The organism is Mesorhizobium sp. M7A.F.Ca.MR.362.00.0.0 (assembly GCF_004023175.1).
Lineage (GTDB): Bacteria > Pseudomonadota > Alphaproteobacteria > Rhizobiales > Rhizobiaceae > Mesorhizobium.
The window spans coordinates 1-15,514 of record NZ_RZTF01000129.1 but is presented as its reverse complement, the minus strand read 5'-3'; the positions used below and the strand labels follow the sequence as shown (position 1 = coordinate 15,514).

General features: G+C 61.4%; 15 protein-coding genes, 1 tRNA gene and 1 pseudogene. 6 read left to right on the top strand and 11 right to left on the bottom strand.

Annotated features, from left to right (window positions below; translation table 11 throughout):
• Positions 1–64: 64 nt before the first annotated feature.
• The 4 genes from EOC06_RS17360 to EOC06_RS17345 all read right to left on the bottom strand — a co-directional run bounded on the left by EOC06_RS17360 (position 65) and on the right by EOC06_RS17345 (position 2,670).
• The gene (locus EOC06_RS17360) at positions 65–304 is read right to left on the bottom strand and encodes a Trm112 family protein (protein WP_128290056.1); all 240 of its coding nucleotides are present in this window, start codon (positions 302–304) and stop codon (positions 65–67) included.
• Positions 305–313: 9 nt separating this feature from the next.
• Entirely contained in the window at positions 314–985 is a 672-nt protein-coding gene (locus EOC06_RS17355; protein WP_023810888.1) for an LON peptidase substrate-binding domain-containing protein, read from the bottom strand.
• 101 nt (positions 986–1,086) lie between these two features.
• Positions 1,087–2,088: a thioredoxin gene (gene trxA, locus EOC06_RS17350; protein WP_128308340.1), complete on the bottom strand. Its 1,002-nt coding sequence runs from the start codon at positions 2,086–2,088 to the stop codon at positions 1,087–1,089.
• Between the two features lie 84 nt (positions 2,089–2,172).
• A complete protein-coding gene (locus EOC06_RS17345; RefSeq protein WP_127271756.1) occupies positions 2,173–2,670 on the bottom strand; it encodes a prolyl-tRNA synthetase associated domain-containing protein in 498 nt (165 codons plus the stop codon).
• A gap of 245 nt (positions 2,671–2,915) precedes the next feature.
• Between EOC06_RS17345 and EOC06_RS17340 the strand changes: the two genes are divergently transcribed.
• From EOC06_RS17340 to EOC06_RS17320, 5 genes are all read left to right on the top strand, one after another.
• Positions 2,916–2,990: transfer RNA gene (locus tag EOC06_RS17340), tRNA-Gly, on the top strand.
• Between the two features lie 362 nt (positions 2,991–3,352).
• Entirely contained in the window at positions 3,353–5,230 is a 1,878-nt protein-coding gene (locus EOC06_RS17335) for an adenylate/guanylate cyclase domain-containing protein (protein ID WP_127267589.1), read from the top strand.
• 136 nt (positions 5,231–5,366) lie between these two features.
• Positions 5,367–6,698, top strand: coding sequence for a hypothetical protein (locus tag EOC06_RS17330; protein ID WP_127320981.1), 1,332 nt, complete (start codon positions 5,367–5,369; stop codon positions 6,696–6,698).
• A gap of 27 nt (positions 6,699–6,725) precedes the next feature.
• A complete protein-coding gene (locus EOC06_RS17325; RefSeq protein WP_127267587.1) occupies positions 6,726–7,322 on the top strand; it encodes a hypothetical protein in 597 nt (198 codons plus the stop codon).
• 42 nt (positions 7,323–7,364) lie between these two features.
• Positions 7,365–7,712 (top strand): hypothetical protein, encoded by a 348-nt coding sequence (locus EOC06_RS17320; RefSeq protein ID WP_127267586.1) that lies wholly within the window; start codon positions 7,365–7,367, stop codon positions 7,710–7,712.
• A 47-nt stretch (positions 7,713–7,759) separates the two neighbouring features.
• On the opposite strand, the gene EOC06_RS17315 is transcribed toward EOC06_RS17320, so the two are convergent.
• Positions 7,760–8,548: a SapC family protein gene (locus EOC06_RS17315; protein WP_128308339.1), complete on the bottom strand. Its 789-nt coding sequence runs from the start codon at positions 8,546–8,548 to the stop codon at positions 7,760–7,762.
• A gap of 142 nt (positions 8,549–8,690) precedes the next feature.
• Between EOC06_RS17315 and EOC06_RS42735 the strand changes: the two genes are divergently transcribed.
• Positions 8,691–9,170, top strand: a complete 480-nt coding sequence (locus tag EOC06_RS42735) for a hypothetical protein (protein WP_245469709.1) — start codon at positions 8,691–8,693, stop codon at positions 9,168–9,170.
• Positions 9,171–9,469: 299 nt separating this feature from the next.
• On the opposite strand, the gene EOC06_RS17300 is transcribed toward EOC06_RS42735, so the two are convergent.
• The 6 genes and pseudogenes from EOC06_RS17300 to EOC06_RS40180 all read right to left on the bottom strand — a co-directional run.
• Complete coding sequence (locus tag EOC06_RS17300) at positions 9,470–10,000, bottom strand: GNAT family N-acetyltransferase (RefSeq protein WP_281062085.1); 531 nt, start codon at positions 9,998–10,000, stop codon at positions 9,470–9,472.
• A gap of 18 nt (positions 10,001–10,018) precedes the next feature.
• Positions 10,019–11,329, bottom strand: a complete 1,311-nt coding sequence (locus EOC06_RS17295) for a hypothetical protein (RefSeq protein WP_128308337.1) — start codon at positions 11,327–11,329, stop codon at positions 10,019–10,021.
• A 29-nt stretch (positions 11,330–11,358) separates the two neighbouring features.
• The gene (locus EOC06_RS17290; RefSeq protein ID WP_127267582.1) at positions 11,359–11,883 is read right to left on the bottom strand and encodes a phage tail protein; all 525 of its coding nucleotides are present in this window, start codon (positions 11,881–11,883) and stop codon (positions 11,359–11,361) included.
• Positions 11,884–11,893: 10 nt separating this feature from the next.
• On the bottom strand, positions 11,894–12,400 hold the full coding sequence (locus tag EOC06_RS17285; RefSeq protein ID WP_128308336.1) for a phage tail protein: 507 nt from the start codon (positions 12,398–12,400) through the stop codon (positions 11,894–11,896).
• Between the two features lie 12 nt (positions 12,401–12,412).
• Positions 12,413–12,913 (bottom strand): phage tail protein, encoded by a 501-nt coding sequence (locus EOC06_RS17280; protein ID WP_127267580.1) that lies wholly within the window; start codon positions 12,911–12,913, stop codon positions 12,413–12,415.
• A 196-nt stretch (positions 12,914–13,109) separates the two neighbouring features.
• Positions 13,110–15,514 (bottom strand): annotated as a pseudogene (locus tag EOC06_RS40180) (S-layer family protein); the annotation flags it as partial.

Here is a 15,514-nt window from a genome sequence, read left to right as displayed (position 1 = left end):
TCCTTCGCGCTCCCCGCTGTCCCGCCTGCCTTCGGCAAATTGGCGGGTATAAGAAACGTGCCCCTCAGCCCGGCCCACCCAAGCGTGGCGGCAGCGGGGCGAGCACGTCCTCCACCGAAAGCGTCCGCGCCTCGGAGGGCAGCATGATCGGGATGCCGTCACGCACCGGATAGGCAATCTTGGCGACCCTGGAAATCAGTTCGCCGCGCTCTGGATCCCAGGCCAGCGGCCCCTTGGTCAGCGGGCAGGCCAAGAGTTCCAGCAGCTTGGGGTCGACCTTCTTCCCGTCACGTCCGTCCGCCATCGCGCCCTCTTACTGCAAACTCGAGCCAAAATCCTCATTCTCGCGCGCCAGCGCCATTTCGGTGATGGCGATCAGCGTCTCCGCCCGGGTCTTCAGGTCGGCTGCTTCGAGCAGCGCCTGTTTCTCGGCCGGCCCGTAGGGCGCCATCATCGACAGCGCATTGACCAGCATGGCATTTTCGGCGCGGCTGACGCTTTCCCAGTCGGCCTCCAGATCGTTGGCCTGCAGATAGGCGCGAAACGCCTTGAGCAGCGATGGCCGGTCGATCTCGTTGTCCGCCTGATCCTCGTCGAGATCGGCAAGGAAAGGCGCGGGCTTGCACTGGCGAAACGGCGTCTTGACCGTCAATTCGTGAGCGATGCGGAACCGGCACACGCCCTGCAGCGAAATCAGGTAGCGGCCGTCGCCACTTTCGGAGAAGGCGATGATGCGCCCGGCGCAACCGACATTGCAGAGCTCCGGCTCGCCATCGCCGCGCAAGGCGCCATCGAGACTGGGCTGGATGACGCCGATGAGCCGCGAGCCGGCAATCGCCTCGTCCACCATCTGCAGATAGCGCGGCTCGAAGATGTTGAGCGGCATGCGGCCTCCCGGCAGCAAAAGCGCACCCTCGAGCGGAAAGATCGGGATCGTCGACGGCAAATCCTTGGCGAGCCGGTAATGCGCGTTTCCCGCTTGCACCATATTCCTCCGATCGCTTCACCAGAAGCGCGTCATACCAGCTAATCTGGCGCAGTCGTCGCCGACGCCAAGCCCGTGCGGCAAAACAACCGGCAGCCGGCTCAGGAGAACAGCAGCGCCGACAATTTGCGGCGCGCCGCCAGCGTCGCCTCGTCGGTCATGCCCCAGGCCTCGAACAGCTGCAGCAATTGCGTCCTCGCGCCATCCTCGTTCCAGGCCCGGTCGGCCTTGATGATGGCCAGCAGATTGTCGGCCGCGGCCGTACGGTCGCCGTTGGCGTTCTGGATCATGGCCAGATCGAAGCGCGCCTGGTGATCTCCGGGATTTTCCGCCAGCCGGCGCTCGAACTCGGCTGGATTGCCGAGAGCCGCCGTCTGCGCCGCAACCGCCATCCTGGCGCGAAGGGCTGCCAGCGGCGGCGCATCCTTCTTGGCCTCCGGGGCCGTTGCCAAAAGCGCCTCGGCGCCTTCCGTGTCGCCGGCGTCGAACAACAGTTCGCCCAGTCCGGCGATCGCCTCGATCGTCTCCGGCGCCTGCGCCAGGATGGCGTCATAAATGTCGGCCGCGGTCTGCATGTCGCCGGCGTCGCGCGCCTCGGTGGCCGCGGCCAGGGCTTCGGCCACCGGCGGCGCGCCATTGCCCTTGCCGCCGACCTTGGTGATGAATTCGTTGATCTGGCTCTCCGGGATGGCGCCCATGAAGCCATCGACCGGCTGGCCGTCCTTGAAGGCGATGACCGCCGGGATAGACTGGATGCCGAGCTGGCCGGCGATCGAGGGATGGTCGTCGATGTTCATCTTGACCAGCTTGACCCTGCCGCCGGCGGCCTTGACCGCCTTCTCCAACTGCGGCGTCAACTGCTTGCAAGGCCCGCACCAGGGCGCCCAGAAATCGACCAGCACCGGCTGGCGGCGCGATTCCTGGATGACATCGGCGGCAAAGGCAGCCGTCGTCGTGTCCTTGATCACATCGGCGGGAGCGGCGGGCGCATCGCCAAGCGCGACTTTCGCCGGCGCCGGCGCGGCTCCACCATACTGCACCGAGGTGGTGTACTGGCCGCCATTGCCGCCAAAGGAGCCGCCGAACGGATTGTTGTCGCTCATCTCTCTACCCTTCCGTGGCGCCGCCGGCCGGCGGCCAGGCGCCCTATGCTTCAGACCATCTGACTCAAGCCATCCATGTGGCGATCACACGGAGACTTTCAAGATAGCAGCATCGTGCCCGGTTGCCTCGACGAATCTGATCAGGTCGCGCGCCGCGATCGATGTCGTCGCCTCATTGGTCAGCGGATGCCCATTGATGACCGCATGCTCCATCAAATCCTTGTCGAGCACGAGCTTGACCCTGTTTGCCGTGTCGTTGATGACGCCAAAGACCGTGACGGCGCCCGGTGTGACGCCGAGCAGCTCCATCAGCATCTCCGGCTTTCCGAAGGAAACCCGGCTGGCGGCGCCGATCACCTGGTGGATCTGCTTCAGGTCGACGACCGCGTCCTCGCCGACGGTGACCAGGAAGAAATTGTCCTTCTTGTCCTTCAGGAACAGGTTTTTCGTGTGCCCGCCGGCGATCTCGCCGCGCAGTGCCTGCGAATCGGCGACGGTATAGAGCGGCGGGTGGCGCTTCGTCGACGTGGCAATGCCGAGTTCGGCAAGAAAGGCCATCAAATCGGCTTCGGTCTTCGGCATCGGTTTCGTCCCGTTTCTCAAGCCAGCCGTTTACGGCCAATGGGGCAGCCGACACAAGACCGTCATGCGACATCATGGTGAGCGGCACCGCCCTTCGCGCTGGCGCCTCGCCGCCCGCCACTCACGCGCCCGCCGGCGGCTTGCCGGCCCCGCGCATCGTGTCGCAAAAAGCCTGCGATTTCCCTGTTGCAATCGCCGCGCTCTTCAGCCATATAGGCCCGGCTTGCGGCCAAGACGCCGCGCGAGCGGGTGTAGCTCAGGGGTAGAGCACAACCTTGCCAAGGTTGGGGTCGAGCGTTCGAATCGCTTCACCCGCTCCAAATCTTCTTTAGATTTGAAAAGCATAAAGGGCCCGGGTAACCGGGCCTTTTTGCTATCTGGCGCCGGGGAGCGGGGGGACGACGTTTCCAGCCGAAGCCGGGAACGTAGGGCTGCCCATCCGACCTGGGTGTTGAGCCTCAACAGGTTGTCCGCGCGTAGAGCGAGGCGGCTCCGGAATTTGCGTCGCGGGCGATCGATATGCCATGGATAATCGGCCAACGGCTTTCGCTTCCATTTCGCGACCATGACGGCCGAGACCGCGAATCGGGCGCGAGCGACCTCCAGCGGCGTTGGCGCCGAGCAGGTAAATCAGCTAGAACTAACTCAGGCGGAACAATTGTCTGCGATTTCAGGAGACGACATGTCCGAGGAGCATGTTGAGCGTCGGCTGGCGGCGATCCTGGCCGCGGATGTGGTCGGCTATAGCCGTCTTATGGAGGTCGACGAAGAGCACACGCTCAATCTCCTTCGGCAGCATCGACGGGAGTTCTTCGATCCGACCGTCACCAAGCACGGCGGGCGCATCTTCAAAGTGATGGGTGACGGCTTTCTGGTCGAGTTCGGCAGCGTAATCAATGCGGCGCGCTGCGCGGTCGAGATCCAGCGCGGCATGCCCGAGCGGAATGCCGGCATCCCCGAGGATCGGCATTTCAAGTTTCGCATGGGCATCAACCTTGGCGACATCATCGTCGACGGTGATGATTTCCAGGGCGACGGTGTCAATCTTGCGGTGCGGCTGCAGGGCCTCGCGATGCCCGGCGGCATTGCCTGCTCGGAAGCGGTGCGCCATGCGGTCGGCAACAAGCTGGGCGTCGACTTCGCCGATCAGGGCACCAGGACCGTCAAGAACATTGCCCAGCAGGTGCATGTCTACTTCGCCAACTGGGACCAGGGCGTGTCTTATGTCGAGACGCATGTTGCGGCCAGAACCGTCCAGACGCTGGTGCGGTCCGACAAGCCGTCGGTGGCGATCCTGCCATTCGCCAATCTTAGCGCTGATCCCGACCAGCAGTATTTCAGCGATGGCATCACTGAAGACATCATAACCGACCTCTCGAACGTCTCCGGCCTGTTCGTGCTCAGCCGCAATACAGTCTTCGCGTTCAAGGGCAGGACCGACAAGATGGAACGCATCGCCAGGGAGCTTGGCGTCGGCTACATTGTCGAGGGCAGCGTCCGCAAGGCGGGAAACCGGGTCAGGATCAATGCCGAGTTGATCGAGGGCGCCACGGACGGACACGTTTGGGCTGCCCGCTACGACCGCGACCTCACCGACATCTTCGCCGTGCAGGACGAAATCGCCAAAGCGGTCGTGGCGCAGCTCAGGGTCAAGCTCCTGCCTGAGGAGAGGAAAGCTATCGAGCAGGCGCCGACGGACAATGTGGAAGCCTATACGCATTACCTTCGAGGGCGCGATTACAGCCACATCGCGACCAGAGCCAACCACCTGATGGCCAGACAAAGCTATATCAGGGCCATTGAGCTCGATCCGGGATATGCCCGTGCCTATGCAGGTCTGGCGGTCTGCGACGTACGCCTTCAGTCGAACTACGGCTCACCGATCCATGTGGACGACATTCTCGCGACCGCGGACAAGGCCCTGGCCCTGGACGCGAATTTGGCCGAAGCGCATTCAGCCAGGGGCTTTGCCCTGTCCCTCGCCGATCGCCGTTCCGAGGCTGCGGCGGCGTTCGAACAGGCTCTTACGCTCGACGCCAATTGCCACGAGGCCAATCGTTACTATGCCGAGTTTTGCGTAACCGGCGGCCAGTTCGAGTTCGCCGCCACGTACTTCATGCGCGCGATGGAAATCAAACCGTCCGACTACGGCGCACCGGTGATGCTGGTGAACGTCTTTCGTACTCTCGGCCAACAGAACGACGCGGAGCTTTATGCACGAATCGCATTGGAGAGAGCTGAAGAGGAACTCCGTTTGCATCCCGAGAACGCCAATTGTGCCTGCCTAGGGGCTATCGTGCTGGCCTTCCTTGGTGAACGCGATAGGGCGGCCAAGTGGCTTGACCGGTCTCTGGCGATCGACCCTAACGATATCAACGTCCAATACAACGCAGCTTGTACCTATGCGTTGCTGGGGGAGTTCGAACGTTCGATCGACCTTTTGGAAGCGTGGCTGCCGCAGGCTGGCGCCGAGATGAGACTCTGGTTCAAGAACGATTCCGATTTCGCCTCTGTTCGCAGTCATCCTCGCTACCAGAAGTTGCTCCAGCTGCTGCAGTAGCGATACGCATTGTTCTTGAGTCAAATTGTCGCCGATAATCAAGAATCGGCCTTCAGGAAGATTTACCCGAAAAACCAACGCCCTCGCCATCCCGCGGATATTATGTTACGTAACTAATATAACCGAGAGGTGGGGAATGGGTACCCGGTTCAGGTTGTTCGTTCAGCCTCCGTTCGAAGACCCTACGTCAAGTCCCGAGATCATTACGGTTTCTTCCCCGCGAGGCAGTGTCGGACCTGGCCCATCCGACGATCGTATGTATGTCGTCGAGCCGGCCGACAAGATGCGGCCCTATGGCGTCAACCACGGTCCGTTGGGCACGCCCTTCATCTCCCTGCCGCCCTGGACGCGAGCGATCCTCGATCCGGCCATTCCCGACGAGGAAGGCAACTTCGATCACTATCAGCCCTCGACGCCCGGCTTCGAAGCAGCGCACGCGTTCGGATGCGTGCGCTTCACGCTCGACGTTTGGGAGCGTTACATCGGCCAACCGCTCGTCTGGCATTTCCACGATCACCACGACCGTCTGGAAATCTCGATCCTGCCGGATTGGGACAACGCTCAATACGGCTATGGCTTCCTCGAGCTCGGCAGCCAATTCACGAAAGACGGACGCGCGCTCCCCTTCAGCCTCGACTTCGATATTATCGCGCATGAGGTTGGCCATGCGTTCGTCTACAGCGTCCTCGGCATACCCAAGCCGGGAGCTGAGTTCCCCGAATATCTGGGCTTTCAGGAGGCCTTTTCCGACTGCGTTTCGTTGATCGCGGCCATGCATTTTCCATCCGTGATCGAAAACGTTCTGACGGTGACGCGTGGGAACCTCTACATCGCCAATCAACTCTCTCGCTTTTCGGAATTTTCACCGCACCGCCAGATACGCGAGGCCAACAACAAGCTGACGATGGCCGATTTCGCGGACGGCTGGACCGACGAGCATGCCTTGTCGCAACCTCTAACGGGTGCCGTCTTCGACATTCTGGTCGATGTCTTTCACGAGAGCTTGGTGGATCGAGGACTGATTTCGCCGGAGGCCGAAGATCTTGCCGACCTCGCCGAGATCTACCCAACCGCCGAGGCGCCGCTCCAGAAGGTCTTTGACCGCGATTTCACGCGCAATCCAGACGGTTTCGTCGAAGCGCTGCTCGACGCGCGCGATATCGTGGGTACCTATCTCGCCGAGACGCTGTGGGCTCTCGCCCCGGATTTCCTGGACTATCGTGACGTGGCGAGAACGATGCTCGCGGTCGACGACCGTGTGACCGGAGGAGAACTATCAAGCATCATCTTCCGGGATTTCGACCGAAGAGGGATTTTTCGCTACCGTGCCGGGCCTCGCCTGACGAAGCCAGACCGAAAGAGCCATGTTCATGAGGGTCGAACCGCTCGTCCACGGGATCAGGTGCGTCTCCCGGATATGAGCTATTTCGAGAAATATTGGATGTCCAGAAGTGGCGCCGAGCTTTGATCGACATTGCAGAGTATGGGGTGATCCATGATAACTGAAACCATTTTAAATACCTCGGCCATACACTTGTTCGGTAGAGTTCTTGAAGATTTGAAGCTGAAGAAGAGGATCGATGGGGGACGGCCTCCAAGACCTGGCAATAACAGATTCCTGCAGAACCAGATCGACGCCTCCGGCAGCCTGCTGGCAAGGATCTATGCATTCACCTTCGAGGCGCAGTTCTACGAGCTGGCCAGACCGACCATACTTCTTGTTCATGGGCCTGGCACCGCGGTTGATTATCCAGCTCCGGCGGACACCGATCTGAAGGTCATGAGCCGCGGTCCAAGCGACCCTGCCTATACCGGACTTTCATCGCAGATAGGCTCATTTGCCCGCGGAATGCAGGTCTGGGTGTACGACAAGAGTGACCTGACAATGCGGCTGGAGCTCGACACGGGAACGCTCGAAGATGTTCTGTTGGGTGCAGAGCTGGACCCGCATTCGTTTGGCCGGTCGGGTGGAGCAATGGGAAGATCTGGTGGTGCGATGGGGCGATCGGGCGGCGCCATGGGCAGGTCTGGCGGTGCGATGGGGCGGTCCGGTGGCGCAATGAACCGCAACGGGCGCGGCGATCTCGACTAGCGTTCCCGATTGTCATTTGAGAATGCCAAAGGGAGATGGATCATGGCAAGAGTAGATATAGTGCGCGTCGATACACCTGAAGGGAATGCTGTAAGAGCCGGAGAGCCGATTACTGTGAGCGTGACGGTCTCCCCGGACCGGGGCTGGTTTAACGACACAGAGTACCTGGTAATTGATTTTATTTATGCTGACACTTCAGACATAGCCTCATGTTTATTAATCAACGACAACGACACTAACATCGAAGACACAACAACAATTAACTTTAAGCTTAAAGCGGAATCCGGCGCTCTGACCGGAGAATACTATGTTCGGATCACAAATAATTACTTCGAGGAGACCATCGTAAGCGGCCCTGAAGACGGAACTATCACTGTGTCCTCAAGTTAATCACTTGCGCTGTTGTCACGATCAATCTAGTGCGAGCCAGGGTGAAATCAGCTCGCTGGCCGCCCCGCCTTCCGCAGCGACGCCTGATGCACCAGCGAGGTCCAGCTGTTGGTCGAGGCGAGGTGGCAATAGAGCAGGCCGAGCGCGCCTGATTTGCGCAGGTCGAGAAACGCCTCGTCGCTCAATTTGTTGAAGGCCGGCTCGTCGATCACCTGGAAATCGGTGAGGTTGAGCACCTCGCCGCCTTCCAGTGTCACCTTGCTCTGGCGTGGCGAAAACAGGCCGTGCGCATCGATCTTTTCGACCATCTCGCGGGTGGCTCGGAAGTCGATCTGGAACTGATTGCAGAAGGCGAGCGCCTGTTTGGTCGCTTCGGTTGGCTCGTTGCCGGTGAAGAACGGCAGGATCTTGTCATCGCGGGACGGCGCCAGCAACTGGTCGACGATGCGGTCGCTGGCCCGTTCGACGCACAGCGTCAGCCGGCCGGCCGATGTCGGGTCTTCGGCCAGGATGAAGGGATAGCGGCGGACATAGGCGGGGATGTAGTGCGGCGCGGTCCATTTGCCTTCGGCATCGACGAACAGGTTCTCGTTCTGGCGCACGCCGGTGATGATCACCGGCGCCTTGGCCGGGCCGATAAAGACGATCGGGTAGGAGCGCATCGCCGCCGGCATTTCCGACGCCACCACCGGAATGGCGTGCGCCGAGCGGGCGAAGCCGAAATCGCTGCGTGCAGTCAGGCCGAGCGAGCCGTGCCGCGCCGGGTTGAGCGCCTCGGGCCTCGAATAGAACAGCGGCATCGCGTCGCCCGTCACTTCCGTCTTTGCATCAGCCATCATCCGTCTCCCGCACGCCCATCAGGCTGCCAATGGTCCCGAAGCCGGGATCTATGCTTGTTTGCGCTGATCTTGGGTCGAAAGGAACCCCGCGCAGGAACAAAGTACTACAGCGTCTCTCGCGCGCATAAAAGGACAGGCGGTGCTGTATTTTGGGATTGCGGCGGTCGATTGTCTTGGGGACACGACCGCCAGCCTGCCCGCCTCTGGACAGCTTGCGGCGAAGCGGCGACAGTGCCTCCACTGGAGCAATTCCAGGAAAAGTGTGGAGCGGTTTTCCCCTGGCAATTGCGAAGAAACAAAAGCCGGATCAGCGATCCGAACGCTGAACCGCTCCGGCGGACAGATTGAGGCAAACGGGATGGCGGATTTCGAGCAGGGACAAACCTTCACCATCGAAGCCGGGGGCCAGCAAATCCCGCTCGAACTGAGCGCGGTCAAGCCCATCGCCGCCAGCCCGCGCCCGGGCGGCGGTTTCTCGCTGCTGTTCAAAGGCCCGCGCGACATCGCACTGCCGCAGGCGACCTATCTTTTCACCGGGGAAAGCGGCAGCCACGAGATCTTCATCGTGCCGGTCGCCGCCGATGCGACGGGGCGGCTGTACGAGGCGGTGTTCAATTAGGACCCAGTTTTGGGCTGCATGCAGGCCTATCGCATCGTGACAGGGCCTGATGCGACAATCCTTGCCGCCGGCGCCGCCCCTCACTGTCCTGCCGGACATCTCTCCCCGTAAACGGGGCGAGAGTGGCTGGCTGCGACGCCGACGCCTTTCTTGCAACGCTGGAGATTGGCGAAATCCGCGATGAAAGCGTCCCTCTCCCCGTCACTATACGGGGAGAGGATGCCGGCAGGCAGGTGAGGGGCAGCGCAAACGATGACCATAGACAATGATCGCATCTGCCAACAAATCGGTTCCGACGATCATAGATCGTCGCCCCCCGGCGGCGCACAGGCCATCAGGTCATAAACGCCCTTGTCCTCGACGACCGCGAAGCCGAGCGCGACATAAATCCGTCTCGCCGGATTGTGCTTCTCGACATGGATCGACGCTGATTTGCCGGCTAACCATGCCTCGTCGATGAGGTCGCAGAGCAGTGCGGTGCCGTAGCCCTTGCGGCGATGATGCGGCAGGAAGGCAATGTCGATGATGCGGTGCTGGGTTGGCCAGCACTCGATATAGAGGCGGCCGATGTCTTCGCTATCGCGTTCCACCACCAGCCAATCGGCCTCGGGATAGTGTTTTCGGTAATGCGCGTGCTGGGCCTGGAACTGCATGCCGAGGAATTCGGCCTTCTGCGCCTCGCTCCACGACGTCACCGCGAGTTCTTCGAAGCGGGTCGAGGCATAGAGCCGCGACAGGAACGGCAAGTCCGCCTCCACTGCCGCACGAAAGCGGAGCCCGGCCGTGTCAGACCGGGGCCAGACCGGACGGGCCTGCTTGCCTTCCGCCACGCTGCCGGAAATCAACCGTCAGACCGGCGGCGTCAGGTCGCGCACGACGACGATCTGCTTGAGATTGTTGTCGGTCAGCGACGTCCAGTTATACTCCCATTCGGAACTGTCGACGCCCATCTGGTTGATCGTCCACAGCCCGTTGGTGCCGTCCGGCATGAGCGCCAGGCTGAACAAAGCGAGCCGGCCGTCGGCATTGTAGTTGAGCGTCAGGCGCGTCGGGCGAAGGGATGCGCCGAAATCGCGCCATCCCGACCAGTTCTGGGTATAGGCATCCCATTGCGCGTTGAATTGGAGGAAGTGCTGCTGGTCGGCCGCGACCAGCACGATATCGCCGTCGCCCTGGATGCCGGCAGCAAGCGCCTGGTTGGGCGCCCTGGAGTAGCCGGGTGTCGCCCACTGCGTCCACGTATCCGATCCGGCGGGCATCTGGCGCGTGTGCAGCACCTGGCCGTTCTGGGTCAGGGCGAACAAATTGGTGGCGCCCAGCGGGCCGATGACCGGCGCCATCTCGATGAAGCCACCTGTCTGGGTCGTGTCGATCTGCACCCAACCCGTCCAGTCGGCGGCCTTCAGGGCCTGCGCCTTCGCCTGCTGGCAGCGATAGAGATGCAGGTTCGAATTGATGCCGAACAGCGCGATGCGGCCGTCACCCTGGCGTATCGCCGAAACCGTCACCAGGCCGCCGGGGATCTGGATCCAGTCGCTCCACGGTTTGGCCGGCGGCGTCAGCACGTCGACGGTGACGACGATCGGTGTCGTCGTGCCGGGCGGCGTGATGGTTTTCTGCACCTGCACGATCTGGTCCGGATTCTGGTAGATCCACCAGATGCGGCCCTGATTGTCGGTGACGAAGACCTCGATGCGGCCATCGGCATCGCGCGCCATCGAAAGCTTCTGATAGGAGGTGGCGCCGGGCGGCGTGCCGATGCTCATCGGCGCGGTCCATTTCTCGACCGGGCCGATCTGGTTGGCGTCTTCGGTGATGAAGGACAGATTGGTGGTTCCCGATGGCTGCGCGACCACGGCGACACGGCCGTCCTTGGTGAGGCCCGCCGTCATGATCACCCAGGCGCCGGGCGCGATGAACGACCAGGCCGAGGGCCATGGCCCGTTCGGCGAAAGCTGCGCCTTCTGGATCAACTGCCCCTTGGCGGAATCGATCCCCACCACCATCAGCCGCGACAGTTCGAAAAACGACGTGCCGGCCGGCTTGTGCTGGAAAATGGGTGGAGGGCTGGACGGCGCCGGGCGGGCCCTGGAAGCCGCTTTCGGCGCCGGCGTCTTCGCTGCGGGGACCTTCGACTTCGGTTCTGCGTTCTTGGCCATCGTACGGTCCTGCCCTTTCGGTTCGGAATTCAGCTTCTTGGCGGGAAGACGCCCTGCAGCGCGATGCAGAAATAGCAGGTGAGATAGGGCTGCATGTTGTTGTGCGGCTGGTCGCCGCCGGCAGGGGGGAGCGCTTGAGGGCTCATCTGCGTCAGGTTGGCCGCCGGGGTATAGATTGTTGCGTTGGTGGATTTGGCCAGGCTTCGCGTCGAGGACGGCGCATTGAGTTCGCCTAGGTCGATGTCATGGTCGCGCATTGCGTGGGTGTGGTTAGGAATCTCCGATTCGAGCAGGCTTACCGTTTCCGTACCGTCGGTCTCGCCGAGATCGTGCAGCGAAAGCCCTGGTCCTTGCCCCGGGTGCATCGGCAAGCGGCCCTGAAGGTCGGGCAAGGCAAAATTGCTTTTGCCATTGCCGCCATAGGTCGTGCCCAGCAACGAGAACAATGCCGTGTTCTGCGACAGCGGCAGCAACTGCCCGTCGCACCACGCCCAGCCCCTGGGCGCGAAATAAAAGGGGAAGATTCGGATTTCGGCGACGAACGGGTCAGCCATGATGTCCCTCTCAGGTCGGCGACGGAAAGATGCCGAAAAGTGAAATGATAAAGCTGATGCAAAGATACGGCTGGAAATTGCTGTGCGGCTGGCTGCCGCCAACGGCTGTTACAGCCTGCTGGGCCATGTCGGTATCGGTCGTGTCCTGGATGTAGGGCAAGGCGCCACCGCCAATCTGTGCAACGACCTTCCCGCTGGGACTTGTATCTTGACCAATGTTCAGGGACGCGACCATCGGATGGCTGTGTGAAGGAATCTGGGAAATTGTCAGATTGACTTCCTCCACGCCTCCCGTCTCCGCAAGAATAAAGCCGCTGCCCTGATGGAGCGGAACACGGCCTTGCAGGTCGGGCAGCGCGAAGGTGCTCTGGCCATCGCCACCATAGGTCGTGCCAATCAGCTGGAACAGTGTCTCGTTCTCCGAGATCGGCAGAAGCTGTCCCTCGCAGAACATCCAGCCGGCCGGCGCAAAATTGCCGGCAAACATGCGTATCTCACCAACATAAGGCTGTGCCATGACCGCGCCTCCTTAATTCGGCGAAGGGAAAATGCCCTGCAGGGCAATGCAGAAGCTCAGCGTCAGGAACGGCTGCATGTTGAGATGTGCCTGACTGCCGCCGACACTGGTAATTGTGCTCGGGCTCAGCGTCGTCACGTTCGCGAAATCGCTATACAGCCGCCCCGGAACCACCCCCAAAACGTTCCCCGCACCATCCTGGCTGCTACCGGTGTTTGTGCTTGCCTGCGCAAAGTGAACGTGTGTCGGTATTTCGGAAATCGACAGCGTATGGCTTTGCTCGCCACCGCGCTCGCCTAGTGTGTGACCGCTCCCAACGTGGATCGGGATACGTCCCCTATAATCGGGCAGCGCGAAATTGACTTGGCCGTCACCGCCGAAAGTGGTTCCGAGCAGTGAAAATAGCGCCTGGTTCTGGTTGATCGGCAAAAGCTGCCCGTTACAGAGCGCCCAACCCTTGGGCGGGAAGACAAAGGACATAATCCTGATTTCCGATAGAAATGGCTCGGCCATGTCTCGCGCCCTCATTAGATATCGGTAGAATACACAGACCGGCAGATAAGTCTACTTGGCTCTTTGATAAATGAAGTATTTTATAAAATAATATGAAGTATTTAAACGGCGAGAAGCCCGGGAATATAATCATATACCTACGGGCTTTAGCGTCGCGCTAAGCTCACGACGTTGGGCTATCTTCTCGGTACCGCCATCATGGGAATGGCGCCGTGGCGAGCCCGGTAAATCCGGTCGAGTCGGCCGTCGCGGTTGATGCAGAAACAACTGTATTGCGGCCGTTCAGATAGGCGATGGCGGCGGCGAGATCCGTGGGGGCCCCGGCATAGCCACTAAGGTTGATCGTCCCGTTGTTGCGCTGACGTACCCGGATGTCGCCGGCCGCCATGGTGCCGCCAAGCGAATGCGTGAAGGTGTTGGCCAGAGCGCCGGCGCCGCCTATGTTCAGATCGATGGATGAACCATCTCCCGTCGGCGACGTGATGCCCGACTGAACGAGAATGCCAGCGACTGCATTTCCGGCGCCATCCAGTTTCATGTCAATCGCGTTGCCGGTTATCTGGGCCAGGATGCTGCCGGCGCCGTCCTGTCCGGTCTGGACAAGGATGGCGCGTTGCGTGCCGGCATAGTCGATGGAGTTGTTTTTGATTCCGACCCGCATGGCGCCGCCGCCGGCATTGAATACCGATATGCCATCAGCTATCAGCCCGTTTGCGACCGTGATGGTATTGCTTTCAATTCGAGCGTCAAAAGTAAAGCCGTTGTCGAACGCCGACCCGAGCAGGCTCACCACGACGAAGTCGCCCGCCGCCGTGCTGCTCAGCGTGTTGCCGGTGGCGACGAGGCTCACATCGCTGTTGTCCCCGGCGCTGACGGACAGCTGATCGTTGTTGCTGCTCGAAGTGCTGTTGATGACGTTCAGGTTCATTGTGGAGTTGTCGAATGCATCGGCGACGATGCCACCGCTGAAGTTGTTGCTCGAATTGGCACCCGAGAAGTTGATCGTGGCGTTCGACGTTCCACGGATGCCGAACAGATACCCGCTGCCAAGCACGGCGCCAGTCGAGCTGCCGCCTGAAATCGTCAGCGCGAGCGTGCCGGACTGGGTCTGCAGCTGGAAGTTGTCGTCGCCGCTGCCTGTGATCGTGGTGTTGGTGACCGCGCTGGTGCCGGACATGTTGTAGAAATGGATGCCATCTTCGTCCGCTCCATTGCCCGCATTCGATATGCTGCTGTTGCTGAGCGTGAAGTTCGAAACGGTATTGCCGTTGATGCCTTGCTCGGCGCCGCCCGAAATGGCGATCCGGTCCAGCGTCGCCGTAGAGACGTTTTGAAGGTGGATGGCCGCGTTGGTCGTGAGGTTGTCACCAGTCGAAAGCCCCGAATTGTCGGCATCGAGATCGTCGGTGCCGGCATTGGTGAAATTCATGTTCTTCAACGTGATGTTGCTCGCGCTGATGAAACTGGCGCCGCGCCCGGTTGTGTTCTGAATTGTGCCGCCCGAGCCGGCGGTGGTGCCGACACCTGTAACGGTCAATCCACCCGAGCCCGTGTTGTTGAGCACGATGCCGTTGACGGCGCCGCTGGCCGAAATGCTCTGGAACGTCAGCCCGCTGGCGCCGATATTCGTGTTGGCAACGTTGAGCGCCGTGCCTGTGCCGGAGGTGATCGTGTTGCCGGTGGCCTGCACCGTCACCGTGCCGCCGCCGGTCGCGTTGAAGCCGGTGGCGCCGCTGCTCGATGTGTTGATGGTCAGCGTGTTGGTGAAATTGATGTTGGTGCCGTTGGTGCCGCCATTGCCGATCAAGTTGATGCCGTCGCTCGAGACCGTCGACGACACCGTTCCGTCAAACGAGATCGTGCTGGCCCCGCCGGCGGTGCCGGTGTGGTTCTGGACGTCGATCGCGGTGGCGTTGGCGGTGTGGGCAATAGTGCCGTTGTAGTCGATATTGGCCGAGCCGCCCGAAACCAGGAACGCCGTACCCGTCGCGCCGCTGAGCGCGCCGCCGCCGAGGTTGACCGTACCGGTGACGTTGGTGAGCGCGACATTGTTGGCGCCGCCGCCTGAGGTGGTCGAGGTGAAATTGATGCCGGCGGCGATGCCGTTGAGGTTGACGGCCCGGTTGGCGGTCGTGCTGATCGAGCCGGTGGCGACATTGACCGTACCGCCGTTGGTCGCGGTGAAGGCCGTTGTGGCGCCGCCCGTCGTGATGGTGAGGTTGGCGAAGCTGACGGTCGAGGCCTGGCCGCCATTGTCGATCGATACAGGGGTGCCGCCGTTGCTGGTGAGATTGACTGCGCCGGAGAAGCTGACCGTGTTTGCTCCCGTTGCGCCGGAGATGGCGATGCCACTGGACCCGATGCTCGTCCCGACCGTGCCGGCAAAGCCGAAGCTGCCGCCGGTACGATTCTGGATGCGGACAGCGGTGCCGCCGAAGTTGGCGATCGAACTGGTGCTGTCGAAGTTGAACACCGCATCGCCGCCGACCACCGACAGACCGCCGCCGCTCGAGAAGTCGACATTGGTGCCGGTGACCGTTCCGGAGGCAGCGCCAAACTTGATGCCGGTCCCGGCCGCTCCCGTTGAGAAGAGGGAAAGAT